Source organism: Streptomyces sp. NPDC060184 (assembly GCF_042728795.1).
Lineage (GTDB): Bacteria > Actinomycetota > Actinomycetes > Streptomycetales > Streptomycetaceae > Streptomyces.
Map to the genome: position 1 here is coordinate 104,217 of NZ_JBHWYX010000003.1, position 20,592 is coordinate 124,808.

Annotated in this window: 14 protein-coding genes and 1 pseudogene; 9 read left to right on the forward strand and 6 right to left on the reverse strand. The window is 71.3% G+C overall.

The window, feature by feature from the left end; all coding sequences use genetic code 11:
* Window positions 1–549: 549 nt before the first annotated feature.
* A complete protein-coding gene (locus ACFWEE_RS03455; protein WP_386885978.1) occupies window positions 550–1,917 on the forward strand; it encodes a family 43 glycosylhydrolase in 1,368 nt (455 codons plus the stop codon).
* Between the two features lie 149 nt (window positions 1,918–2,066).
* Here the strand turns inward: ACFWEE_RS03455 and ACFWEE_RS03460 are convergent, their stop codons facing one another.
* The 3 genes and pseudogenes from ACFWEE_RS03460 to ACFWEE_RS03470 form a co-directional block, all read right to left on the reverse strand.
* Window positions 2,067–2,495, reverse strand: coding sequence for a type II toxin-antitoxin system VapC family toxin (locus tag ACFWEE_RS03460; protein WP_386885980.1), 429 nt, complete (start codon window positions 2,493–2,495; stop codon window positions 2,067–2,069).
* Window positions 2,492–2,767, reverse strand: coding sequence for a hypothetical protein (locus ACFWEE_RS03465; protein ID WP_386885982.1), 276 nt, complete (start codon window positions 2,765–2,767; stop codon window positions 2,492–2,494). The genes ACFWEE_RS03460 and ACFWEE_RS03465 overlap by 4 nt, the downstream gene beginning before the upstream one ends.
* Window positions 2,768–2,997: 230 nt before the next feature.
* A pseudogene (locus ACFWEE_RS03470) lies at window positions 2,998–3,261 on the reverse strand (type II toxin-antitoxin system Phd/YefM family antitoxin); the annotation flags it as partial.
* 562 nt (window positions 3,262–3,823) lie between these two features.
* On the opposite strand from ACFWEE_RS03470, the gene ACFWEE_RS03475 reads away from it, so the two are divergent.
* Both ACFWEE_RS03475 and ACFWEE_RS03480 read left to right on the forward strand, forming a co-directional pair.
* The gene (locus tag ACFWEE_RS03475) at window positions 3,824–5,209 is read left to right on the forward strand and encodes an NAD(P)/FAD-dependent oxidoreductase (RefSeq protein ID WP_386885984.1); all 1,386 of its coding nucleotides are present in this window, start codon (window positions 3,824–3,826) and stop codon (window positions 5,207–5,209) included.
* 373 nt (window positions 5,210–5,582) lie between these two features.
* Window positions 5,583–6,890 carry a class I SAM-dependent methyltransferase gene (locus ACFWEE_RS03480; protein WP_386885986.1) on the forward strand — a complete coding sequence of 436 codons (1,308 nt, stop codon included), beginning with the start codon at window positions 5,583–5,585 and terminating at the stop codon, window positions 6,888–6,890.
* Window positions 6,891–7,088: 198 nt separating this feature from the next.
* On the opposite strand, the gene ACFWEE_RS03485 is transcribed toward ACFWEE_RS03480, so the two are convergent.
* From ACFWEE_RS03485 to ACFWEE_RS03495, 3 genes are all read right to left on the reverse strand, one after another.
* Window positions 7,089–9,620, reverse strand: a complete 2,532-nt coding sequence (locus ACFWEE_RS03485; protein ID WP_386885987.1) for an ABC transporter permease — start codon at window positions 9,618–9,620, stop codon at window positions 7,089–7,091.
* Window positions 9,621–9,827: 207 nt separating this feature from the next.
* Window positions 9,828–10,598 (reverse strand): ABC transporter ATP-binding protein, encoded by a 771-nt coding sequence (locus ACFWEE_RS03490; protein WP_327177514.1) that lies wholly within the window; start codon window positions 10,596–10,598, stop codon window positions 9,828–9,830.
* 251 nt (window positions 10,599–10,849) lie between these two features.
* Window positions 10,850–11,884: a LacI family DNA-binding transcriptional regulator gene (locus tag ACFWEE_RS03495; RefSeq protein ID WP_386886154.1), complete on the reverse strand. Its 1,035-nt coding sequence runs from the start codon at window positions 11,882–11,884 to the stop codon at window positions 10,850–10,852.
* A 254-nt stretch (window positions 11,885–12,138) separates the two neighbouring features.
* On the opposite strand from ACFWEE_RS03495, the gene ACFWEE_RS03500 reads away from it, so the two are divergent.
* The 6 genes from ACFWEE_RS03500 (at window position 12,139) to ACFWEE_RS03525 (ending at window position 20,411) form a co-directional block, all read left to right on the forward strand.
* On the forward strand, window positions 12,139–13,869 hold the full coding sequence (locus ACFWEE_RS03500) for an ABC transporter substrate-binding protein (protein ID WP_386885988.1): 1,731 nt from the start codon (window positions 12,139–12,141) through the stop codon (window positions 13,867–13,869).
* 298 nt (window positions 13,870–14,167) lie between these two features.
* Window positions 14,168–15,163: an ABC transporter permease gene (locus ACFWEE_RS03505; protein ID WP_327177516.1), complete on the forward strand. Its 996-nt coding sequence runs from the start codon at window positions 14,168–14,170 to the stop codon at window positions 15,161–15,163.
* Window positions 15,160–16,104, forward strand: coding sequence for an ABC transporter permease (locus tag ACFWEE_RS03510; RefSeq protein WP_386885990.1), 945 nt, complete (start codon window positions 15,160–15,162; stop codon window positions 16,102–16,104). Before ACFWEE_RS03505 ends, ACFWEE_RS03510 begins: the two co-directional genes overlap by 4 nt.
* A gap of 4 nt (window positions 16,105–16,108) precedes the next feature.
* The gene (locus ACFWEE_RS03515) at window positions 16,109–17,050 is read left to right on the forward strand and encodes an ABC transporter ATP-binding protein (RefSeq protein WP_386885991.1); all 942 of its coding nucleotides are present in this window, start codon (window positions 16,109–16,111) and stop codon (window positions 17,048–17,050) included.
* Window positions 17,035–17,952, forward strand: a complete 918-nt coding sequence (locus tag ACFWEE_RS03520) for an ATP-binding cassette domain-containing protein (RefSeq protein WP_386885992.1) — start codon at window positions 17,035–17,037, stop codon at window positions 17,950–17,952. Before ACFWEE_RS03515 ends, ACFWEE_RS03520 begins: the two co-directional genes overlap by 16 nt.
* The gene (locus ACFWEE_RS03525; RefSeq protein WP_386885993.1) at window positions 17,949–20,411 is read left to right on the forward strand and encodes a glycoside hydrolase family 2 TIM barrel-domain containing protein; all 2,463 of its coding nucleotides are present in this window, start codon (window positions 17,949–17,951) and stop codon (window positions 20,409–20,411) included. Before ACFWEE_RS03520 ends, ACFWEE_RS03525 begins: the two co-directional genes overlap by 4 nt.
* Window positions 20,412–20,592 lie beyond the last annotated feature (181 nt).

The window sequence follows — 20,592 nt, forward strand, 5'->3', positions numbered from 1 at the left end:
GCCCGAGCGCGTGGCCGATCCCATCGCGCGCCGACGGATCGGTGAGGTTTCCGTCCGGGGGCGGCGGCGTTCACCCGGGCCGTTGGCCTGTCGCAGATCCCGGTGCCGCCGATCGGGCCGTGAGCCGGGTCACGGCCTCGGGCGTGTGTCGAAAGTCCCGCCTGTCCGGCCTCCGGGCGGACGGCGCCACTTCCGACACACGCCCAGGGCATCCGGATTAAATCGGCGACCCCTTGACGTAGATCATCAGGGCTTCCCATGCTGGTCGCATGCCATCCGAGGTCACTGCGTCGACTCGCTCCGAGCGAGGTGTGGCGCCCCGTGCGGGAGTGCCGTGCCACGGGTGGACCGACTGTCCGGGTTCGCGCTGACCTTTCGATTTCCCTGCCCGCAGCGGGCGTTGGACTGCGGCTGTCCGTGCCGCGGCGGCGTCGCGCCCCGCTGCGTGCCGTGCGCCGGGTTGAACGCCTCTTCCTGCGCCCGCACTTGATGCGGGCGCGCGGTGCCCGCGCCCGGCGTCCCGTACTCCCGACGAAGGAGAGCTGACCGATGAACAGCCACGAGAACCTGCCGCCCGTCGGGCGCCGCGCCCTGCTGGCCGGAGCCGCCGGGCTGGGGGCGGCGGTGGCCCTGCCCGCGCAGGCGGCGCAGGCCGCGCCGCACGTGTCCGCCGGCTCCGAGTCCGCCGCACACGCGGTACCGAAGGGCGCTTCCGGTGGCCGGGGGAGGTACCCCGCGAACTGGCCCGATCCCGCCCCCTACGGCACCGCCGACGTCCGCGAGGACCTTTGGCCGAGGGAGGACAACTCCTTCGTTCTGCCACTGGAGTTGCGCCCGCGGGACGAAGAGCTCGGGCGGGTCTGGATGCGCGACACGTACGTCAACTGCTTCGAGGTCGACGGCCGTCCGCTGTACGTCGCCACGGGCACCACGCGGGTGCCGGGTCTCGACATCGCCGGACCCTGGAACGACGGCATCTTCGTGTGGACGGCGCGCGACCTCAAGGGGCCCTGGAAACTGGCGGACACGACCGGAATCCGCCCCGGCGCGGAGAAGGGCAAGGTGTGGTCGCCCGAGTTCGTGGACGAGAACCGGCCCGGCCGCACGGTCGTCGCCCCCTGGCAGGAGTACTGGTACGACAGCCAGTTCGGCAAGCGCGGCGAGGCATGGGCGCCGGAGGTGCACCGCTTCCGCGACACCTGGTACATCGTCGCGTGCATGGGTGACCACTCCCGGAAGGTCGGCTCGTTCCTGCTCGTCAGTGAGGGGGGCGTGGAGGGCCCGTACCGGCTGATCGAGGGCAATCTCGACAAGCCGTTCGGGGACTCCTTCATCGGCGGACCCGCCTTCATCGCGCCCGGTGCGTACCACCACATCGACGGCAGCCTGTACTCCGAGGGCGACGACGCCTGGCTGGTGCTGCACAACAACCTGTACGCCAGGTTCCGCGACGACATGGAGGACATCGTCCCCGCGACGGGCCTCCCGGCGTTCCGCCAGACGCCCTACGCGCCCGAGCCGTACCTCGAAGGCGCGTACGTGTTCAAGTACGGCGGCAAGTACTTCCTGCTCCAGGCCGCCTGGGACCGGACCTCGGTCAACGCCGACGGCACCACCCGCCAGGGCTACGACACCGCGGCGGCCGGACGCGTCCAGTACCAGTACGACGCCGTCGCCGCCGTCTCCGACACCTTCGAGGGGCCGTACTCGCAGCGCTGGACCGTCGGCGTCGGCGCCGGGCACAACAACTTCTTCGAGGACCACCGCGGGCAGCTGTGGGCGACCTTCTTCCGCAACCCGAACGTCGGCTACTGGTCCAACGCCTCCCGCCTCGCCGACGCCGCCGTGCCCGGGGTCGTCCGGGTGGAGTGGACCGGCCCGAAGGGCAACCGGCTGTACGTCCGGCGCCGCGACTGAGGAGGGCGCGGGGCGCGGAGGTCGCGGCCGAGGAGGGAGCGCGGTCGGTCCACGAGCCGGAGACCCCGTCCGCGGACGGGAGGCTGTGGAAGGCACCCGTGGGCCGGAGCCTGCGGGTGCCTCGCGTGGGTGGGCTCCGGCTCGACGGCCTATCCCCGGTAGTCCCAGGGGTTGAGAAGACGCGCGCCTGATCGAGCCAGGTGCTTGGTGTTGCGGCTCACCAGCGTCCAGTCGTTCGCCAAGGCGGTGGCGGCGATCAGCGCGTCGGGCGGATCGATGCTGGTTCCGGCGCTTTTGAGCTTCCGGTGGAGGGCGAGATACGCGAGTGCCTCCCGCTCACCGACAGAGGCGATCCGGCCCCGGTACTGGCTACGGATGTTCATGAGCGCAAGGCCGAATGCGGTGCGTCGCTCCGAGGCGGGCATCCGCTCGATGCCCGCCTCGATCTCCGCGATGGTGATGACGCTGAGCTGGAGGGACGGGGAGGGAACCGAGAGGGCCCAGGCGACAACGGCTGGTGCGGGTCTCGGTCGAGTGGTGAGCTCGGCGACGACATTGGTGTCGAGCAGATGGATCACTCGCTGCCCGCCGCATCGTCGTACGACCGCTGTCCGAACTCCAGGCCCTCGAACGGGGTTGCCGTGAGCTGGTCGAGAAAGCTGTCGCGGCCCAGGGTCGCCCAGCGGTGAAGTATGCCGGGCAAGGCATCGATGTCGGTGTCGGCCAGTTCGGCATCGAAATGGGCGAGTTGGTGTTCGGGCAGAGACTCCCGGATCTCTCGGATCGTCCGCAGGGGATGGGGCTCCTCGGGGCCGCGCGGCGGGAGAGACAGATTCGGGGCAGTGCTCATGGTCAGCTCCTCCACGTTGCGGTCCACGGACGCGTGCCTCGTCCCCACTCTAGTGCCGGGCGCGGCACCGGAGGGGTCCCCGCAGGTCGTCCGGGAAGGATGGGCATCGCGCACCTGCGGACGCCTCCCGGCGCGAACACGGCCAGCCGCACTCAGCGCTTCCCGTCCCCGGTTCCGCCCTCTCCGCCGTCTCGCTCGTCGCCGTCCTCGTCCTCGTCCTTGTCTTCTTCCTCCGCCGCCCCCGAGTGGTCCCCGAGGACGTCCGTCAGCAGTTCGGCCACGGTCGTGGTGGGGTCGACCCCGGAGAGCACCGCCTCCATGTCGAGCACGTCGGCCGCCTCCTCCAGGGCCTCGAAGTCCGCGATCGGCACCACGGCGGCCACCGGGGTGCCGTCGCGCGTGATCACCGTGGGTTCGCCCTGCTCGGCGTGGTCGATGGGGGCGGCGGGGTCCGCGCAGGCCTCCCGGACCGTCACGGTTCTCCTTGTGGTCATATGTCCAGTGTGTGCGCACCCGGGGCGGGTCCGCGCGTCCGGCCGCCGGTCCGCCCGTCGGCCCGGCCCGTGACCTCGCCCGGGACCCTCCCGGCGCGCAACCTCACCTCCCGGGATGCGTGCGCTCACATGCGGCCCGGCCTGCACTTCTGATGCTTTACTGAGGCGTTCCGACGGGTGACGAGGGGGTCGGAGGGGTCGTCCGGGGAGGTGCCGCCGCGACCTTCGTGAAGTTCTTCACAAGGAATTCGGTCCCGACGGGCCAAGTTCTTCGCTCTCACGGGTTCGAATGGGCCTGTGCGTACGTTTTGTGCGCTACGCGCGGGTGTCCCCCGCGTGGTGCGCGCGGGGGATGCGGAGGGGGCGAAAGGGACGCTACGGGCTGTCGTTCCGGGGCCAAGGGCCAGCTCACAGGCGGTGAACAACGTTCGCCACGAGGCTGTGGTTCCCCGTGTGGACCATGACCTGGGTCACGCGGGCCGCGCAGTGTAGCAGAGGGGGCACCCAACCTTGTGAAGGGGCTCACGAGGTACCCCCCGGGGCTGGGTGGATACTCGATTGCATGAGCACCACGGAGCGTCCCAGGATCCTCGTTGTAGGCGGTGGGTACGTAGGCCTGTACGCAGCTCGACGCATTCTCAAGAAGATGCGCTACGGAGAGGCGACCGTCACGGTTGTCGACCCGCGCTCGTACATGACGTACCAGCCCTTCCTCCCCGAAGCTGCCGCAGGCAGCATCTCGCCTCGGCATGTCGTCGTCCCCTTGCGACGCGTGCTGCCCAAGGCTGAGGTTCTCACCGGTCGTGTGACGACCATCGACCAGGAGCGCAAGGTCGCCACGGTCGCGCCGATCGTCGGCGAGGCCTATGAGCTGCCGTTCGACTACCTCGTCATCGCGATGGGCGCGGTCTCCCGCACCTTCCCGATCCCCGGCCTCGCCGAGCAGGGCATCGGCATGAAGGGCATCGAGGAGGCCATCGGCCTGCGCAACCACGTCCTGGAGCAGCTGGACAAGGCTGACTCCACGACCGACGAGGAGATCCGCCGCAAGGCGCTGACCTTTGTCTTCGTCGGCGGTGGCTTCGCCGGTGCGGAGACCGTCGGTGAGGTCGAGGACATGGCCCGGGACGCGGCCAAGTACTACACGAACGTCAAGCGCGAGGACATGCGCTTCATCCTTGTCGACGCCGCCGACAAGATCCTGCCCGAGGTGGGCCCGAAGCTGGGCGCCTACGGCAAGGAGCACCTGGAGAGCCGTGGCGTGGAGATCTACCTCTCCACCTCCATGGACAGCTGCGTCGACGGTCACGTCGTGCTGAAGAACGGCCTCGAGGTCGACTCCAGCACCATCGTGTGGACCGCCGGTGTGAAGCCGAACCCGGCGCTCTCCCGCTTCGGTCTGCCGCTCGGCCCGCGTGGCCACGTGGACACCAGCGAGAAGCTCCAGGTTCAGGGCACCGACTACATCTGGGCCGCCGGCGACAACGCCCAGGTCCCGGACATGGTCGGCCGCCGCGCCGGCAACCCGAACGCCTGGTGCCCGCCGAACGCCCAGCACGCGCTGCGCCAGGCCAAGGTCCTCGGCGACAACGTGGTCTCCGGCATGCGGGGCTTCCCGCAGAAGGAGTACAGCCACGCCAACAAGGGTGCGGTCGCCGGTCTCGGCCTGCACAAGGGCGTCGCGATGATCGTCATGGGCAAGGTGAAGATCAAGCTCAAGGGCCGTCTCGCCTGGTACATGCACCGTGGCTACCACGGCATGGCGATGCCGACGTTCAACCGCAAGATCCGCGTCTTCGCCGACTGGACCCTCGCGATGTTCCTCAAGCGTGAGGTCGTCTCCCTGGGTGCCATGGAGACGCCGCGCGAGGAGTTCTACGAGGCGGCCAAGCCGGCTCCGGCTCCCGCCGCCGCGAAGCCCGAGGGCGAGAAGGCCAAGGCCTCCTGACCCCGGCGGCGCTCCCGCGAGGGCGCGTCGGCTCCGTCCACCGAGGAGCCTTCGGCACGTGCGCGATCCGCACGACCCCGCATGACCTGTAGTACCAGTGCGACCCGAAGGGGCCGTCCGCCATCCGTGGTGCGGGCGGCCCCTTCGGCGTACCCGGGCGGGTGCTCCCTGAGGGAAGAGGCGTCGCCCGCGACGGATACTTGGTGACTACATGCACTTTGCCCAAGCATTGCCCAGTAGCGGGATGACGGTGGCTCCGGCCAGAGTTGACGCATGTGTTACCTCGGCGTGGCGTTGGTGCGCACCGGCGGGGCGATGATGCATGTGTACGCATATGGGCATTTTGGGAAACACCACCACGGAGGTGTGCGCCATGGCAGACGCCGCGTCGCGGCTGACCGCTCTTCTCACGGATCTGCTCGGAGAACGTCTTCCGGTCCGTATCCGGGCCTGGGACGGCAGTGAGGCCGGACCGCCGGACGCCCCCGCTCTCGTCATCCGCCACCGCCGCGCGCTGCGCCGACTGCTCTGGAAGCCGGGCGAGCTGGGTCTGGCCCGGGGCTGGGTGGCGGGCGAGATCGACGTCGAGGGCAATCTGTACGAGGCGCTCGACAGCATCGCCTCTCTCCTCTGGGAGCGGGGCGTCGACGCCAAGGACGCCGTCCACCCGCTGCGCGACCCGAAGGTCCGGGCCTTCGCGAAGGGCCTCGCCCAGCTCGCGGGCCCCTACCCGCCGCCCGCTCCGCCCGCCGAGGAGATGCACCGCCGCCGCACCGGACCGCTGCACACCCGGCGCCGGGACAAGGAGGCCATCAGTCACCACTACGACGTGGGCAACGACTTCTACGAGATGGTCCTCGGCCCGTCCATGGTCTACTCCTGCGCCTACTGGGAGGACGGCGGCACCCTGGAGGACGCCCAGCGCGACAAGCTCGACCTGGTCTGCCGCAAGCTCGCCCTCAAGGAGGGCGACCGCCTGCTGGACGTCGGGTGCGGATGGGGCTCCATGGCCATCCACGCGGCCCGCGAGTACGGCGCCGTCGTCACCGGCGTGACCCTCTCCGTCGAACAGGCCGCCTACGCCCGCAAGCGGGTCGCCGAGGAAGGGCTGACGGACCGCGTCGAGATCCGGGTGCAGGACTACCGGGACGTGCGCGACGGGCCCTACGACGCGATCTCCTCCATCGGCATGGCCGAACACGTCGGCTCGGTCCGCTACCGCGAGTACGCCGACGACCTCTTCGCCCTCCTCAAGCCCGGCGGCAGGCTGCTCAACCACCAGATCGCCCGCCGTCCCGAGAAGGACGAAGATGCTTACCAGATCGATGAGTTCATCGACGCCTACGTCTTCCCCGACGGCGAACTCGCCCCGGTGGGGCGGACGCTGGGGATTCTGGAGGAAGCGGGTTTCGAGGCCCGTGACGTCGAAGCGCTGCGCGAACACTACGCGCTGACGCTGCGTCAGTGGGTCGCGAACCTTGAGGACAACTGGAGCGCCGCGGTCGCGGCCACCTCGCCCGGACGGGCCCGGGTCTGGCGGCTCTACATGGCGGCGTCCGCCCTCTCCTTCGAGCACAACAAGATCGGCGTCAACCAGATCCTCGCGGTCAAGCCGACGGACGCCGGACACTCCCGCATGCCGGCCCGCTCCCGCCGTTGGACGGCCTCCGCCACCGACTGACCCGCCCGGCGGCACACCCCGCGCAAGGGGGCTGTACGCACCAGGGGCCGGAGACCGCGTCGAAAATGGCGGTCTCCGGCCCCTGGTTTCCGTCAAGGCGGTCAGGGCCGTCGAGGGCCCCGGTGCGCCCCGTAAGCCCCCGGACGGTAAGCCCCCGGAAGGCCCGTAACGGACCCTCGGTCACTCCGTCTTGATCGGTCACTCCGTCTTGATCGCCGTCAGCATGTTCAGCCGCGCGGCGCTGCGGGCGGGCCAGAGCGAGGCGAGGACGCCGACCAGCGCGGCCAGCAGCAGGAAGATCCCGATGCGGCCCCACGGGATGACCAGCTCGTACTGGGGGAGTGCTGCGGCGATCGTCCGGCCGATCGCCCACCCCAGGAACGTCCCGAGCAGGACGCCGACGAGCGCGCCGAAGAGCGAGATCACCACGGCCTCCAGCCGGATCATCCGCTTGACGCGGGCCCGGTCCAGGCCGATCGCCCGCAGCATCCCGATCTCCTGCTTGCGCTCGAACACCGACATCGCCAGGGTGTTGACCACCCCGAGCACCGCGATGAGCAGAGCCATCGCCAGCAGGCCGTACATGATGTTCAGCGCCAGGTTCACGAAGCCGCCGAACATGTCCCGCATGTCCTGCCGGTCCATCACGGTCATCGCCGGGTTGTCGCCCAGTGCGTCCACGACGGCCTGCTCGTTCGCGGCGGAGGCGCCGCCCTCGGTCGTCAGCCAGATCTCCCGGATGTCGGCGGTCTCGGTGTGGGCGTTCGCGAGGTCCTCCGGGAGCAGGACGGGGGAGACGAACTCGTTGGCCTCGTAGACCGCGCCGATCGTCACCTCGCCCTTCTTGTCGTCCTCGAAGGTCACCGGCAGGGTGTCACCGGCCTTCCAGTGGTTGTTCCGGGCGGTGTCGTCGTCGACCGCGATCCGGCCCTCGGCGAGCGAGTCCAGCGAACCGGTGACCGTCTTGAGCGCGAAGAGCTTCTCCACGTCGCCCGGGGTGACGCCGGACGCCGCGTGGTGCTTGCCGCCGACCGTGAGCCAGTTCGCCTGCTGCGGGGAGACGGCGGTGATGCCGTCGGCCTTCCGCAGCGCGGTCAGGGCGGACGAGTCCAGCGCGTCGCCGCTCGCCATCGAGACCAGGTAGTCGGCCTTGATGTTGTCCGTCGTCATCCGGTCGACCGCCTGGCCGAGGGTGACGCCCAGCACCGAGATGCCGGTGACCAGGGTCAGCCCGATCGCCAGGGCCGAGGCGGTGGCACCGGTGCGGCGCGGGTTGCGCACCGCGTTCTGCGCGGCCAGCTTCCCGGACACGCCGAACACCCGGGTCAGCAGCGGGCGGACGAGCGCGATGCACGGCCGCGACAGCAGCGGGATCAGCACGATGATCCCGATCAGGGCCAGGAAGGCGCCGGCGGCGATCAGCTTCCGGCCGTTTCCGTCCGCCGCGGCGGCGCCGCCGACGATCCCGGCCGCCCCCAGCAGGGCGACGGCGCCGCCGATCGAATTCCGCACGACCAGCGAACGGGTGCCGGCCACCGCGTGCACACTGCTCATCGCGGCCACCGGGGCGATCTTCGCGGCCCGGCGGGCGGGCAGCCAGGCGGCGAACACGGTGATCAGGACGCCCACCGCGAAGGCGGCGAGTACCGTGCCCGGGGCGATCACCAGCGGACCGGCCGGAATCTTCCCGCCGATCAGACCCATCGCGGAGCGCAGCGCGGCGGCCAGGCCGGTACCCACCGCGAAGCCGACCGCCGAGGCGACGAGGCCCACCACGGCCGCCTCCATCAGCACCGACCGCTTCACCTGCCGACGGGACGCGCCGACGGCACGCATCAGCGCCAGCTCCCGGGTGCGCTGGGCGATCAGCATGCTGAAGGTGTTGGCGATCAGGAAGACGCCGACGAAGAGCGCGATCCCGGCGAAGACCAGCAGGATCGTGTCGAGATTGCCCAGCCCGTCCTCGATCTGCTTCGCCTGCTCGTCGGCGAGCGCCTGCCCGGTGCGGGCGTCGGCGCCGCTGGGCAGCAGGGACTTCACCTCGGCCAGCAGCGCGGTGTCCGAGGCGCCGGGGGCCGCGGTGACGGTGGCCTCCTGGAACTCACCGGCCCGCAGGAACAGCCGCTGCGCGGTGGCCTCCTGGAAGAGGACCAGGCTGCCGCCCGCGTTGACCGCGCCGTCCTCGGTGGTGAAGACGCCGGTGAGGGCGTACTCCTTCACGGGCCCGTTGGTCGCCACGCGCACCGTGTCGCCGACGTGGTAGCCGCCCTTGTCGGCGGAGGCCCGGTCCAGGGCGATCTGGCCGTCCTTCGCCGGTCCGTCACCGGAGGTGAAGGTGTACGCGGGGTCCTCGCCGTCCTTGCCGGGGGCGAAGTTGCCGCCGCTGGTGGACCAGCCGCTGCCGATGAGCTTGCCGTCGCGGTCGGCTGCCCCGGCGAATCCGGAGACCCGCCCGGTGACCCCGGCGACGCCGTCCAGCGCCCGGATCTTCTCCAGGGTCGCCGCGTCGATGCCTTCGGGGGTACCGCCGTCGCGGTGGCCTCCCGAGGTCGAGATGGCGACGGCGACGTCGTCGTAGCTCTTGGCGGACTGGTTGCGGAAGGCGTTGCCGAGGGTGTCGGTGAAGATCAGCGTGCCGGAGACGAAGGCGACGCCGAGCATGACCGCGAGCACGGTCATCAACAGCCTGGCCTTGTGCGCCAGCACATTGCGCAGGGCGGTACGGAACATGTGTGTGTCCTGGGATGAGGTCCGGGGGCGCCCGGGGAAGGGCGCGGCACGCCCGGGGTACGGGGGCGGTACGGGAACGGGGCCGTGCGGAGGCGGAGCCGTACGGGAACGGGACGGGACGGGGCTGTACGGGGACGGGGGCCGGGGGCGGTGCGGCGGAAGGGCGTCGCCGCTCTGCCGCGTGAGGGCCGACGCGCCCGCCCGGGGTCAGCTGGTGCGGCCCTTGGCGTCGAACGCCTTCATCCGGTCCAGCACGCCGTCGGCCGTGGGCCGCGCCATCTCGTCGACGACCGCGCCGTCCGCGAGGAAGATCACCCGGTCCGCGTAGGAGGCGGCGACGGCGTCGTGGGTCACCATCACGACGGTCTGGCCCAGCTCGCGCACGGAGTTGCGCAGGAAGCCCAGGACCTCCGCGCCGGACCGGGAGTCGAGGTTCCCGGTCGGCTCGTCGCCGAAGATGATCTCGGGCTGCGAGGCCAGCGCGCGGGCCACCGCGACCCGCTGCTGCTGGCCGCCGGAGAGCTGGGTCGGCCGGTGCTTCAGCCGGTCCGAGAGGCCGACCATGTCGATGACCTGCTGCAGCCAGGCGGCGTCCGGCTTGCGGCCCGCGATGTCCATCGGGAGCGTGATGTTCTCCAGCGCGGTCAGCGTAGGCAGCAGGTTGAACGCCTGGAAGATGAACCCGATCTTGTCCCGGCGGAGCTGGGTGAGCTGCTTGTCCTTGAGCGAACCGAGCTCCGTGTCGCCGATGCGCACCGACCCGGAACTGAACGTGTCGAGCCCGGCCACGCAGTGCATCAGCGTGGACTTGCCGGAGCCGGAGGGGCCCATGATCGCGGTGAACTCGCCCTGCGGGAAGTCCACGGAGACCCGGTCCAGCGCGACCACCTGGGTCTCGCCCTGGCCGTAGACCTTCGACAGCTCCGTGGCGCGCGCGGCGACGCCGGTGGCACGGGGGACGGGGGGTGCGGTGGTCACAGGGACGCTCCTGAGGGGACGGGGGTGGAGTGCGACGGCCCCGGGACGGGTCCGGGGCCGGACCGGCGGTACCTTCGGGGCCCTCCCATCCTCCCCGCGCCCGCCGCCCCGGTCGTCAGCCCCGGTGCCCGTTCCGGTGGCACTCTTGAGTCGCACCGGGGTGGGACCCGCCTCCTCCTCCGGTATGACACCGGGGCCGGGTGGCGGCGTACCGCCGGTCCGGCGCGGCGGCCCGGCGGCGAACCGCCAGGTCAGCGCGGTGGGGCCGTCGAGCCGCGCGGGACGAGACGGGCGGCGGGGTCCTCGCTCGCCTCGGCCGCGCCCTCGGCGACCAGGGTCAGCAGGGTGCGTGCGGCCAGCGCCCCGTACGCCGGGATGTCCCGGCTCAGCGCGGTCAGCGGCGGCCGGACGACCTGCGAGAGCTGCGAGTCGTCCCAGGCGACCAGCGAGAGGTCGGCGGGCACCTCAAGGCCCATCTCCTGGGCGACCGAGAGCCCCGCGACGGCCATGATGTCGTTGTCGTAGATGATCGCGGTCGGCCGGTCCGGTGCGCTGACGAGCCGGCGGGTCGCGTGCGCGCCCTCGTCCCCGGAGTAGTCGGTGTGCACCACCACCGGTGCGCCCAGGCCGAGTTCGGCGCACGTCCGGTGCTGTTCGCGGTCGCGGAGCCGGGTGTGCGTCAGCTCCGCGAGCCCGGCGACGCGGGCCACCCGGCGGTGGCCGAGCGCGTGGAGGTACGCCAGGGTGTCGCGGAGCGCCGCCGCGTCGTCGGACCACACCGGCACCAGCGGACCGGCGGCCGAGGGGTGGCCGATCGCGACGGCGGGCAGCCCGAGCGCGGCGACGCCCGTGACGCGCGGGTCCGGCTCGCCCGGGTACGGCTCGCGCAGGTCGGCGAGGAACACCCCGTCCACCCGGCCCTCGCCCCACCAGCGCCGGTACACCTCCAGCTCCTGCGCCGGTCCGCTCACCACCTGGAGCAGCAACGCGCAGCCTCCGGCGGAGAGTTCGCTCTCGATGCCGCTGATCAGCTCCATGAAGAACGGCTCCACCCCCAGCATCCGGGCGGGGCGGGAGAGCGCCAGGCCGACCGTGTCCGCGCGGGCGCGGGTGAGTGCGCGGGCCGCGCTGTTGGGCTGCCAGCCGATCTCCTCGGCGATGGCCTTGATGGCGGCGCGGGTGGCCGGGGAGACCCCAGGACGGTCGTTGAGCGCGTAGGACACCGCGACCTTGGAGACCCCGGCGCGCAGCGCGATGTCGGCGATCGTCGGGCGGTTCTTGGGCAAGGTGACCTCGCTTAACCGGTTCATGGCCATCGGCATCGTAACCCCTGGCCACCCCCCGTGCGGCGGGGTTCTCGCCGCCTCCGGGCGTCCTCGAACTCCCTCCGCTCGACTCGAACGTACCGTCAACTCCCGTACAGGGAAAGGGTGGGAGCGCTCCCGCAAACCCTTGACACGCCATCGAGGCCCCCATACCTTCACGGCACTTACCCGGTTCAGTGACTCCGCTCGCAGGGACGGCGGGGAGAGGAAGGGCTATGGGTACGGGTATCCGGGTGCGGATCGCCTGCGCACTCGCCGTGATCGCGCTCACCGCCACCGCGTGCACCGGAGGGAGCCCGGCGACGGGCAAGGGTCCGGGCGGCGCGCAGGGCGGTTCGTTACCGCGCGGTGAGACGCTCTACACCACCGGTACGCAGTGGGGGCCTCCGGCCAACTACAACCCGCTGCGCGACTGGGACCACGCCACCGGCACCAAGGGACTGGTCTACGAGACGCTGTTCCACTTCGACCCGAACGCCGGGAAGCTGACCCCCTGGCTCGCCGAGTCCGGCGCCTGGAAGGACGCGAAGACCTACGAGGTGAAGCTGCGGCCCGGGATCACCTGGTCCGACGGCGAGCCGCTCACCGCCCAGGACGTCGCGTACTCCTACGGCCTCGGCAAGATCGAGGCCTCCTCCTTCCACTCCCTGTGGAGCTGGCTCTCCGCCGCCGAGGCGGTCGACGCGACGACCGTCCGCTTCACCTTCACCTCCGCCCACTACCAGGAGTGGGACTTCACCCTCTACGGCCGGCCGATCGTCCCCGAACACGTGTGGAGCGGCCGGTCCGAGGAGGAGATCCTGAACGGGGTCAACGACAAGCCGGTCGGCACCGGGGCCTACACCCTCAAGAGCAAGTCCCAGGACCGCGTGGTCTGGCAGCGCCGCGACACCTGGTGGGGCACGAAGGCGCTCGGCATGACGCCCGCGCCGCGCTACATCGTGGACGTCTCCAATCCGAGCAACGAGGTCGTCATCGGCCAGCTCGGCCAGGGCCAGCTCGACCTGAGCAACAACTTCCTGCCCGGCGCCTCCTCGCTGGTCAAGGCCAAGAAGGTCGTCTCCTACTACGACCAGCCGCCCTACATGCTCTCCGCCAACACCGCCTGGCTGGTGCCCAACACCACCCGCAAGCCACTGGACGACGCCGCCTTCCGCAAGGCGCTCGCCGCCTCCGTGGACATCGACAAGATCGTGAAGGGCGTCTACGGCGACCTGGTCAAGAAGGCCGACCCGACCGGACTGCTCCCGCAGTGGGACCAGTACATCGACAAGGGCGTGGTCGCCTCGGACGGGTTCTCGTACGACACCGCCGGCGCGAAGAAGATCCTCGCGGACGCCGGGTACCGCGACACCGACGGCGACGGGCTCGTCGAGAACAAGGACGGGTCGAAGATCTCCCTCAAGCTGGCCGTGCCCACCGGCTGGACCGACTGGATGGAGGCCGCCAAGGTCGTCGCCGCCGGGGCCAAGTCCGCGGGCATCTCCGTGACCACGGAGTTCCCCGACCAGAACGCGCTCAACGAGCAGCGCGCGAAGGGCGACTTCGACCTCGTCCTCAACAACGACCGCCAGCTGTCCAACACTCCGTGGACGTACTACGAGTACATGTTCCAACTCCCTGTCCAGAAGCAGCAGAACACGGTGAACTTCGGGCGGTACGAGAACCAGGAGGCGTGGAAGCTGGTCCAGCAGCTCGGCCAGGTGCCGACCGACGACGCCGCCGGGATGAAGGCGGTGACGAGCAAGCTCCAGAAGATCCAGCTGGACGAGATGCCGCTCATCCCCCTCTGGTACAACGGCCTCTGGTCGCAGTCCACCACCGGCACCTGGACCAACTGGCCCTCGGACAAGCCGGGAGCGCCCGCCTACGCCCCGGCGCTCTGGCGCAACTGGCTGGAGATGGGCGGCTTCGAGATGCTGACCCAGCTCAAGCCCGCGAAGTAGCCGCGGGCCGGGCCGGGCCGGGCCGGGCCGGGCCGGTACGAGCCGGTCCGGGCCGGTCCGGGCGGGTCCACAGCCGCCCGTACCGGCCCGGTTGCCCCGCGGGCCCCACCCGCGTACCCGCGTATCTCCGTACCGGCCCGGGGGTCCCACCCCCGCCCGCGCACCCCTCCGGGCCGCCGACCGGTGGCCCGCACCCGCCCGCGTCCCCCGTGCCGCCCCGGCCCTCTGAACGCACCGCCCCGCCGCGCGCCGCCCCACGGCGCACGCGCCCCGGCGGGACACCTCGACGGGAGCTCCCTTGCGCCGCTACTTCGCCCGAAAACTGCTGGTCTACGCGCTGACCTTCGTCGTCGCCGTCACCGTCAACTGGATGATCCCGCGCTTCATGCCGGGCGACCCGGTGGCCGCCATGGTCTCCCGCGCCCGCGTCTCCCAGCCGGAGGCGGCCGAGGCGATGCGCGCCTACTACAACAACCTCTTCGGCTTCGACCAGCCCGTCTGGCAGCAGTACCTGCACTTCTGGGGAGCCCTGTTCCAGGGCGACTTCGGGATCTCCGTCTGGGTGTTCCCGACCCCCGTCTCCGACGTGCTGCTCGACGCCCTCCCGTACACCCTGGGGCTGATGATCCCGGCGGTGCTGCTCAGCTGGATCGTCGGCAACTGGGCCGGTGCGCTCGCCGCCCGCCGCAAGGTGCTCGACAACACGGTGCTCCCGGCGGGCTACCTGCTCACCGCGATGCCGTACATGTGGATCGCGGTGATCCTCGCCTGGGCCCTCGGCTCGAAGGCCGGCTGGTTCCCGATCTCGGGCGGCTACAGCCTGGACATCCAGCCCAGCTGGACCCTCGACTTCGTCCTCGACCTGGCGCACCACTGGGTGCTGCCGTTCCTCTCGCTCTTCCTCGTCGCGCTCGGCGGCTGGGCCATCGGCATGCGCAACATGATCATCTACGAGTTGGAGTCCGACTACTCCTCGTACCTCTCCGCCCTCGGCGCGCCCCAGCGGCTCATCCGGCGCTACGCCTTCCGCAACGCCGTACTGCCCCAGGTCACCGGACTCGCCCTGCAGCTGGGCGTGCTGGTCGCCGGGGCGCTGGTCACCGAGATCGTCTTCGCCTATCCCGGCCTCGGCTCGCTCATCCTCGCCGCCATCCAGAACCAGGACTTCTTCCTGCTCCAGGGGGCGTTCCTCTTCATCGTCATCGGCGTGCTGATCGCCAACTTCGTCATCGACGTCGTGTACGTCCTCGTGGACCCCCGGACCCGCACCGGCATGGCAGGAGGCCAGTCATGAGCGCACCGCCCGGACCTCCGGCCGGGAGCACCCCAAAAGCCCCCGGGGACACCCCGGAAACCCTCGGGGACACTCCGGCGACGAAGGCCGCCGGACCCGCCCGCGAGACCCTGCACTACGCCGTCCGCAACCCGAAGCTGCTCATCGGCTTCACCGTCGTCCTCGTCCTGCTCGCCCTCGGGCTCTTCGGCCCGCCCCTGCTCGACACCACCGACCCCAACGCCTACGGCGGCCCGCAGGCCGCGCCGCCCGACTCCACGTACTGGATGGGCACCACCACCTTCGGCCAGGACGTGTACGCCCAGTTCGTGCACGGCTTGCGCGCCACCTTCCTGGTCGGCGCGGTCGGCGGGGCCATCGCCGCGGTCGTCGCGATGCTCGTCGGCTTCTTCGCCGGCTACCGGGGCGGGGTGCTCGACGAACTCCTCACCATGGTCACCAACGTGGTGCTGGTCATCCCGGCGCTCGCGGTGCTCCTCATCATCAACGCGTACCTGGGCGTGCGCTCCGTCCCCGTGCAGGGCGTGTTCATCGGCCTCACCTCCTGGCCCTGGGCGGCCCGCGCCATCCGCGCGCAGACCTTCACCCTGCGCACCCGCGAGTTCGTGGACCTGGCCCGGCTCAGCGGCAACGGCACCTGGCGGATCGTGTTCCGCGAGATCGCGCCCAACATGAGCTCCTACCTCTTCATGATGTTCATCCTGCTCTTCGGCGGGTCCGTCCTCATCGCCTCCTCGCTCGACTTCATCGGCCTCGGACCGACCGGCGGCGTCTCGCTCGGCCTGATGCTCCAGAGCGCCCAGCAGTGGAGCGCGCTCCAACTCGGCATGTGGTGGTGGTTCGTGCCCCCGGGGGCCGGGATCACCGCCATCGTCGGCGCGCTGTACGTCGCCAACGTCGGCCTCGACGAGGTCTTCAACCCGAAGCTGAGGGAGTCCTGAGCACATGACGCTGACCGTCACCGACCTGCGGGTCCACTACCGCACCCTGCGCGGCGAGGTCCGGGCGCTGGACGGCGTCGGCTTCGACGTGGCCGACGGCGAGATCCTGGGCCTGGCGGGCGAGTCCGGCTGCGGCAAGACCACCCTCGGCAAGTCCCTGATCCGGCTCGACGGCCGGATGCGGCACGCCGGCGGCACCGTCACCCTCGACGGCGAGGACGTGCCGATCGCCGACGACCGGGCGATGAACGCCTTCCGCTTCCACCGGATCTCGCTCGTACCGCAGTACTCGATGAGCGCCCTCAACCCGACCCGGCGCATCGGCCGCATGATCCGCGAACTCCTCGCCTCGCGCGGGGTGAGCGTCGACACCGCCGAACTCCACCGCCGGCTCGACCTGGTGGGCCTCGACCCGGACGTCCTCGACCGCTACCCGATCGAGCTGTCCGGCGGCATGAAGCAGCGCACCGTCATGGTGATCTCCACCCTGCTCGACCCCGCCGTCCTCATCGCCGACGAGGTCACCTCCGCGCTCGACGTCTCCACCCAGAAGGCCGTCGTCACCGCGCTCACCGGACTGCGCGACGCGGGCCTCGTCACCAGCATGCTCTTCATCACCCACGACCTGGCCCTGACCTCGCACATCGCCGACTCGATCATGGTGATGTACGCGGGGAAGCTCGCCGAGAAGGCGCCCACCCGGGTCCTCACGAGCGAGCCCCGCCACCCGTACACCCGGATGCTCCTCGGCTCGCTCCCCGAGGTCGGCGTCCGCCACCGCGACCGCCCGCTCAGCGGCATCGCCGGCTCCCCGCCCTCGCTCCTCGACCCGCCCGCCGGCTGCCGCTTCCGCGACCGCTGCCCGCTCGCCGACGCCGGATGCGCCGAGGAGCCGCCGGTCGTGGAGATCGCCCCCCGTCACTCCGTCGCGTGCTGGAAGGCATGATGCTGACCCTGGACCGAGTCACCAAGACCTACCGCGCGGGCGCCTTCGGCGGCGGCTCCGTCACCGCCGTCGACCGGGTCTCCTTCGACGCGGCGCCCGGCGAGGTCGTCTCGCTCATCGGCGAGAGCGGCAGCGGCAAGTCCACCATCGGCCGCATGATCCTCGGCCTCACCCAGATCTCCGGCGGCAGCCTCACCCTGGACGGCGCGCCCGTCCGCCCGGGCAAGGACTTCTACCGCCGCGTCCAGGGCGTCTTCCAGGACCCGTTCTCCTGCTACAACCCCGTCTTCAAGGCCGACCGCGTCTTCGCCATGATCCGCCGCGCCTACCACCCCGGCGTCGGCGACCGGGAGTGGGCCGAGCGCGTCGAGAAGGCGGTACGGGACGTACGCCTCGACCCCGGCCAGGTGCTCGGCCGCTACCCGCACCAGCTCAGCGGCGGCCAGTTGCAGCGCCTGCTCATCGCCCGCGCCCTCCTGCTCGACCTGAGTTTCCTGGTCGCCGACGAGATCACCAGCATGCTCGACGCCTCCACCCGCATCGACGTGCTCAACCTGCTGGCCGGGCTGAAGGAACGCGGCCTCGGCGTCCTCTACATCACCCACGACCTCTCCCTCGGCACCTACCTCGCCGAACGGACCGTGGTGCTCCGTCGCGGCCGGGTCGTGGAACGCGGCGACACCCAGAAGGTGTTCGGCAACCCCCTGCACCCGTACACCCGGACCCTGCTGGCCGCCGTGCCCCGGCTCAACACCCCCTGGGACCCGCCGGAGCCGGTGGAGCACTGCGCCTACCACCGGGGCATCACGGAACCGGACGGCGGCGGCGGGCTGTACCGAGCCGAAGAAGATCACTTCGTGGCCTGTGCCGGACTCCCCGACTGCGGAAGGATCACCGCGTGACCCTCCACCGACTGCCCCTCGCCGACGGCTGGACGCTGCACCCGGACGGGCCGGTCCCGGTGGGCCTCCCGGCCGGTGGTGTACCCGCCACCGTCCCCGGCTGCGTCCACACCGACCTGCTCGCGGCGGGGCTCATCGACGATCCGTACCTGGACGACAACGAGAACCGGCTCGGCTGGATCGGCCGCACCGACTGGACGTACCGCACCACCTTCCACCGGCCCGCCGCGGACGCCTCCCCCGCGGACCTCCGCGCCGACCTGTGCTTCGACGGCCTCGACACCGTCGCCACCGTCACCCTCAACGGCACCGAGCTCGGCCGCACCGCCAACCAGCACCGCTCCTACCGCTTCCCGGCCGAGCACCTGCTGCGCGAGGGCACCAACCTTCTGGAGGTCCGCTTCACCGCCCCGTACGCCTACGCGGAAGCGCTCCGCGAACGCCTCGGCGACCGCCCCGGCGCCTACGCGGAGCCGTACCCCTTCATCCGGAAGATGGCCTGCAACTTCGGCTGGGACTGGGGCCCGACCCTCGTCACCTCCGGCATCTGGCGCCCCGCCGCCCTGGAGACCTGGACCGGCCCCCGGATCGCCGGGGTCAAGCTCCTCGGCGACGTGGACCCGGACGGCGTGCCCCGCCTGACCGCGACACTGACGGTGGACCGCCGGGGCGAGCGCGGCGACGGCTCCGAACCGCTCACCGCCACGGCCGAAGTCGCGGGCGAACAGCACACGTTCACCGTCCCCGCCGGCGACGCGACCGCGACCCTCGTGGTGCCCGTACCGGGAGCCGGACGCTGGTGGCCGCACAGCCACGGCGAGCAGCCGCTGTACGCCGTCGAGGTCCGCCTCGGCGGCCACGTCTGGCAGGGCAGGACCGGCTTCCGCACGGTCGCGCTGGAGCGCGAGGCGTTCCGGATCGCCGTCAACGACGAACCCGTGTTCGTCCGGGGCGTGAACTGGATTCCCGACGACTGCTTCCCGTCCCGGACCACCCGGCAGCACCTCTCCGACCGGCTCGACGAAGCCGTCGCCGCCGGGGTCAACCTCGTGCGCGTCTGGGGCGGCGGCCTCTACGAGAGCAACGAATTCTACGAACTCGCCGACGAGAAGGGACTGTTGGTCTGGCAGGACTTCCTCTTCGCCTGCGCCGCCTACCCGGAGGAGCAGCCGCTGTGGGACGAGGTCGCCGCCGAGGCCCGCGAGAACGTCGCCCGCCTCGCCCCGCACCCCTCCCTCGTCCTGTGGTGCGGCAACAACGAGAACCTGGAGGGCCACGCCGACTGGGGCTGGGCCAAGGACCTGGGCGACCGCACCTGGGGATACGGCTACTACCACGAGCTGCTCCCCGCGATCTGCGCCGAACTCGACCCCACCCGCCCGTACTGGCCCGGCTCGCCCTACTCCGGGTCACCCGAACTCCCTCCGAACGCACCGGAGTCGGGAACGGTCCACCTCTGGGACGTGTGGAACCGGGTGGACTACCGCCACTACGCCGACCACGCGCACCGCTTCGTCGCCGAGTTCGGCTTCCAGGGCCCGCCCGCGTACGCCACCCTCCGGCGCGCGGTCAGCGGCCCGCTCGCCCCCGACGCCCCCTACGTGCGCCACCACCAGAAGGCCGAGGACGGCGACGCCAAGCTGCTCCGGGGCCTCGGCGACCACCTCCCGCAGCCCGGCGGCACCGGCACCGCCTCCTTCGACGACTGGCACTGGCTCACCCAGCTCAACCAGGCCCGCGCCGTCGCCTTCGGCATCCGACACTTCCGTTCTCACACCCCCTACTGCATGGGCTCCGTCGTCTGGCAGCTCAACGACTGCTGGCCGGTCGTCTCCTGGTCCGCCCTCGACGGCGACGGCCGCCGCAAACCCCTCTGGTACGCCCTGCGTTCGGTGTACGCCGACCGCCTCGCCGTCCTCCGCGACGCCACCCTCCACCTGGTCAACGACGCCGCCGACCCCTGGGACGGCACTCTGCACCTGACCCGGCACGCGCTCGACGGCACGGTGCTCGCCGAGGAACGGCTGCCCGTCGCCACGCCCGCCCGGGGCGTCACCCGCGTCCCCCTCCCGCCGTCCGTCGCCACCCCGGCCGACCCGGCGCGCGAGCTGCTGGTGGTGCGGCTCGGCGAGCTGCGGACCGTGGAGTTCTACGCGGAGGACCCCGCCGTGGACCTCCCCCCGGCCCGCTGGACGGCGACCGTCACCCCCCGCGAGGCCGCGGACGGTCCCGCCGCCTACGAGGTACGGGTGACCGCCCACACCCTCCTGCGCGACCTCGCGCTCTTCCCCGACCGGCTGGACCCGGCGGCCCGGGTGGACGGAATGCTCGTGACTCTCCTGCCCGGCGAAACCACCCTCTTCCGCGTCACCGGAGCCCCTCTCTCCGACCCGGACGCCCTGACCCGGAAGCCGGTGCTGCGGTGCGTGAACGACACCGCCGCGGACGCGGCCGACTGACCGGGGGAGGGGCTGGGAAAGGACAGGGGTGGCGAGGCCCTGGCGAAGGGTGGTGGAGGCCCGGCGCATTCGTCCGTAAGAGTGCGGCGACTTTCCGTCAATCCCGTGCGCCGGGGAGAGGGACCATGATCGGGTCGGGGCCGTGGTCATGACCTCGGAGCGCGGTCTGACGCTCCATCAA

What these genes read in the sequence shown, in the direction of transcription:
- ACFWEE_RS03455 (WP_386885978.1), top strand. Translation starts at nt 550, where the DNA reads ATGAACAGCCACGAGAACCTGCCGCCCGTCGGGCGCCGCGCCCTGCTG.
- ACFWEE_RS03465 (WP_386885982.1), bottom strand. Translation starts at nt 2,767, where the DNA reads ATGAGCACTGCCCCGAATCTGTCTCTCCCGCCGCGCGGCCCCGAGGAG.
- ACFWEE_RS03475 (WP_386885984.1), top strand. Translation starts at nt 3,824, where the DNA reads ATGAGCACCACGGAGCGTCCCAGGATCCTCGTTGTAGGCGGTGGGTAC.
- ACFWEE_RS03480 (WP_386885986.1), top strand. Translation starts at nt 5,583, where the DNA reads ATGGCAGACGCCGCGTCGCGGCTGACCGCTCTTCTCACGGATCTGCTC.
- ACFWEE_RS03485 (WP_386885987.1), bottom strand. Translation starts at nt 9,620, where the DNA reads ATGTTCCGTACCGCCCTGCGCAATGTGCTGGCGCACAAGGCCAGGCTG.
- ACFWEE_RS03500 (WP_386885988.1), top strand. Translation starts at nt 12,139, where the DNA reads ATGGGTACGGGTATCCGGGTGCGGATCGCCTGCGCACTCGCCGTGATC.
- ACFWEE_RS03510 (WP_386885990.1), top strand. Translation starts at nt 15,160, where the DNA reads ATGAGCGCACCGCCCGGACCTCCGGCCGGGAGCACCCCAAAAGCCCCC.
- ACFWEE_RS03515 (WP_386885991.1), top strand. Translation starts at nt 16,109, where the DNA reads ATGACGCTGACCGTCACCGACCTGCGGGTCCACTACCGCACCCTGCGC.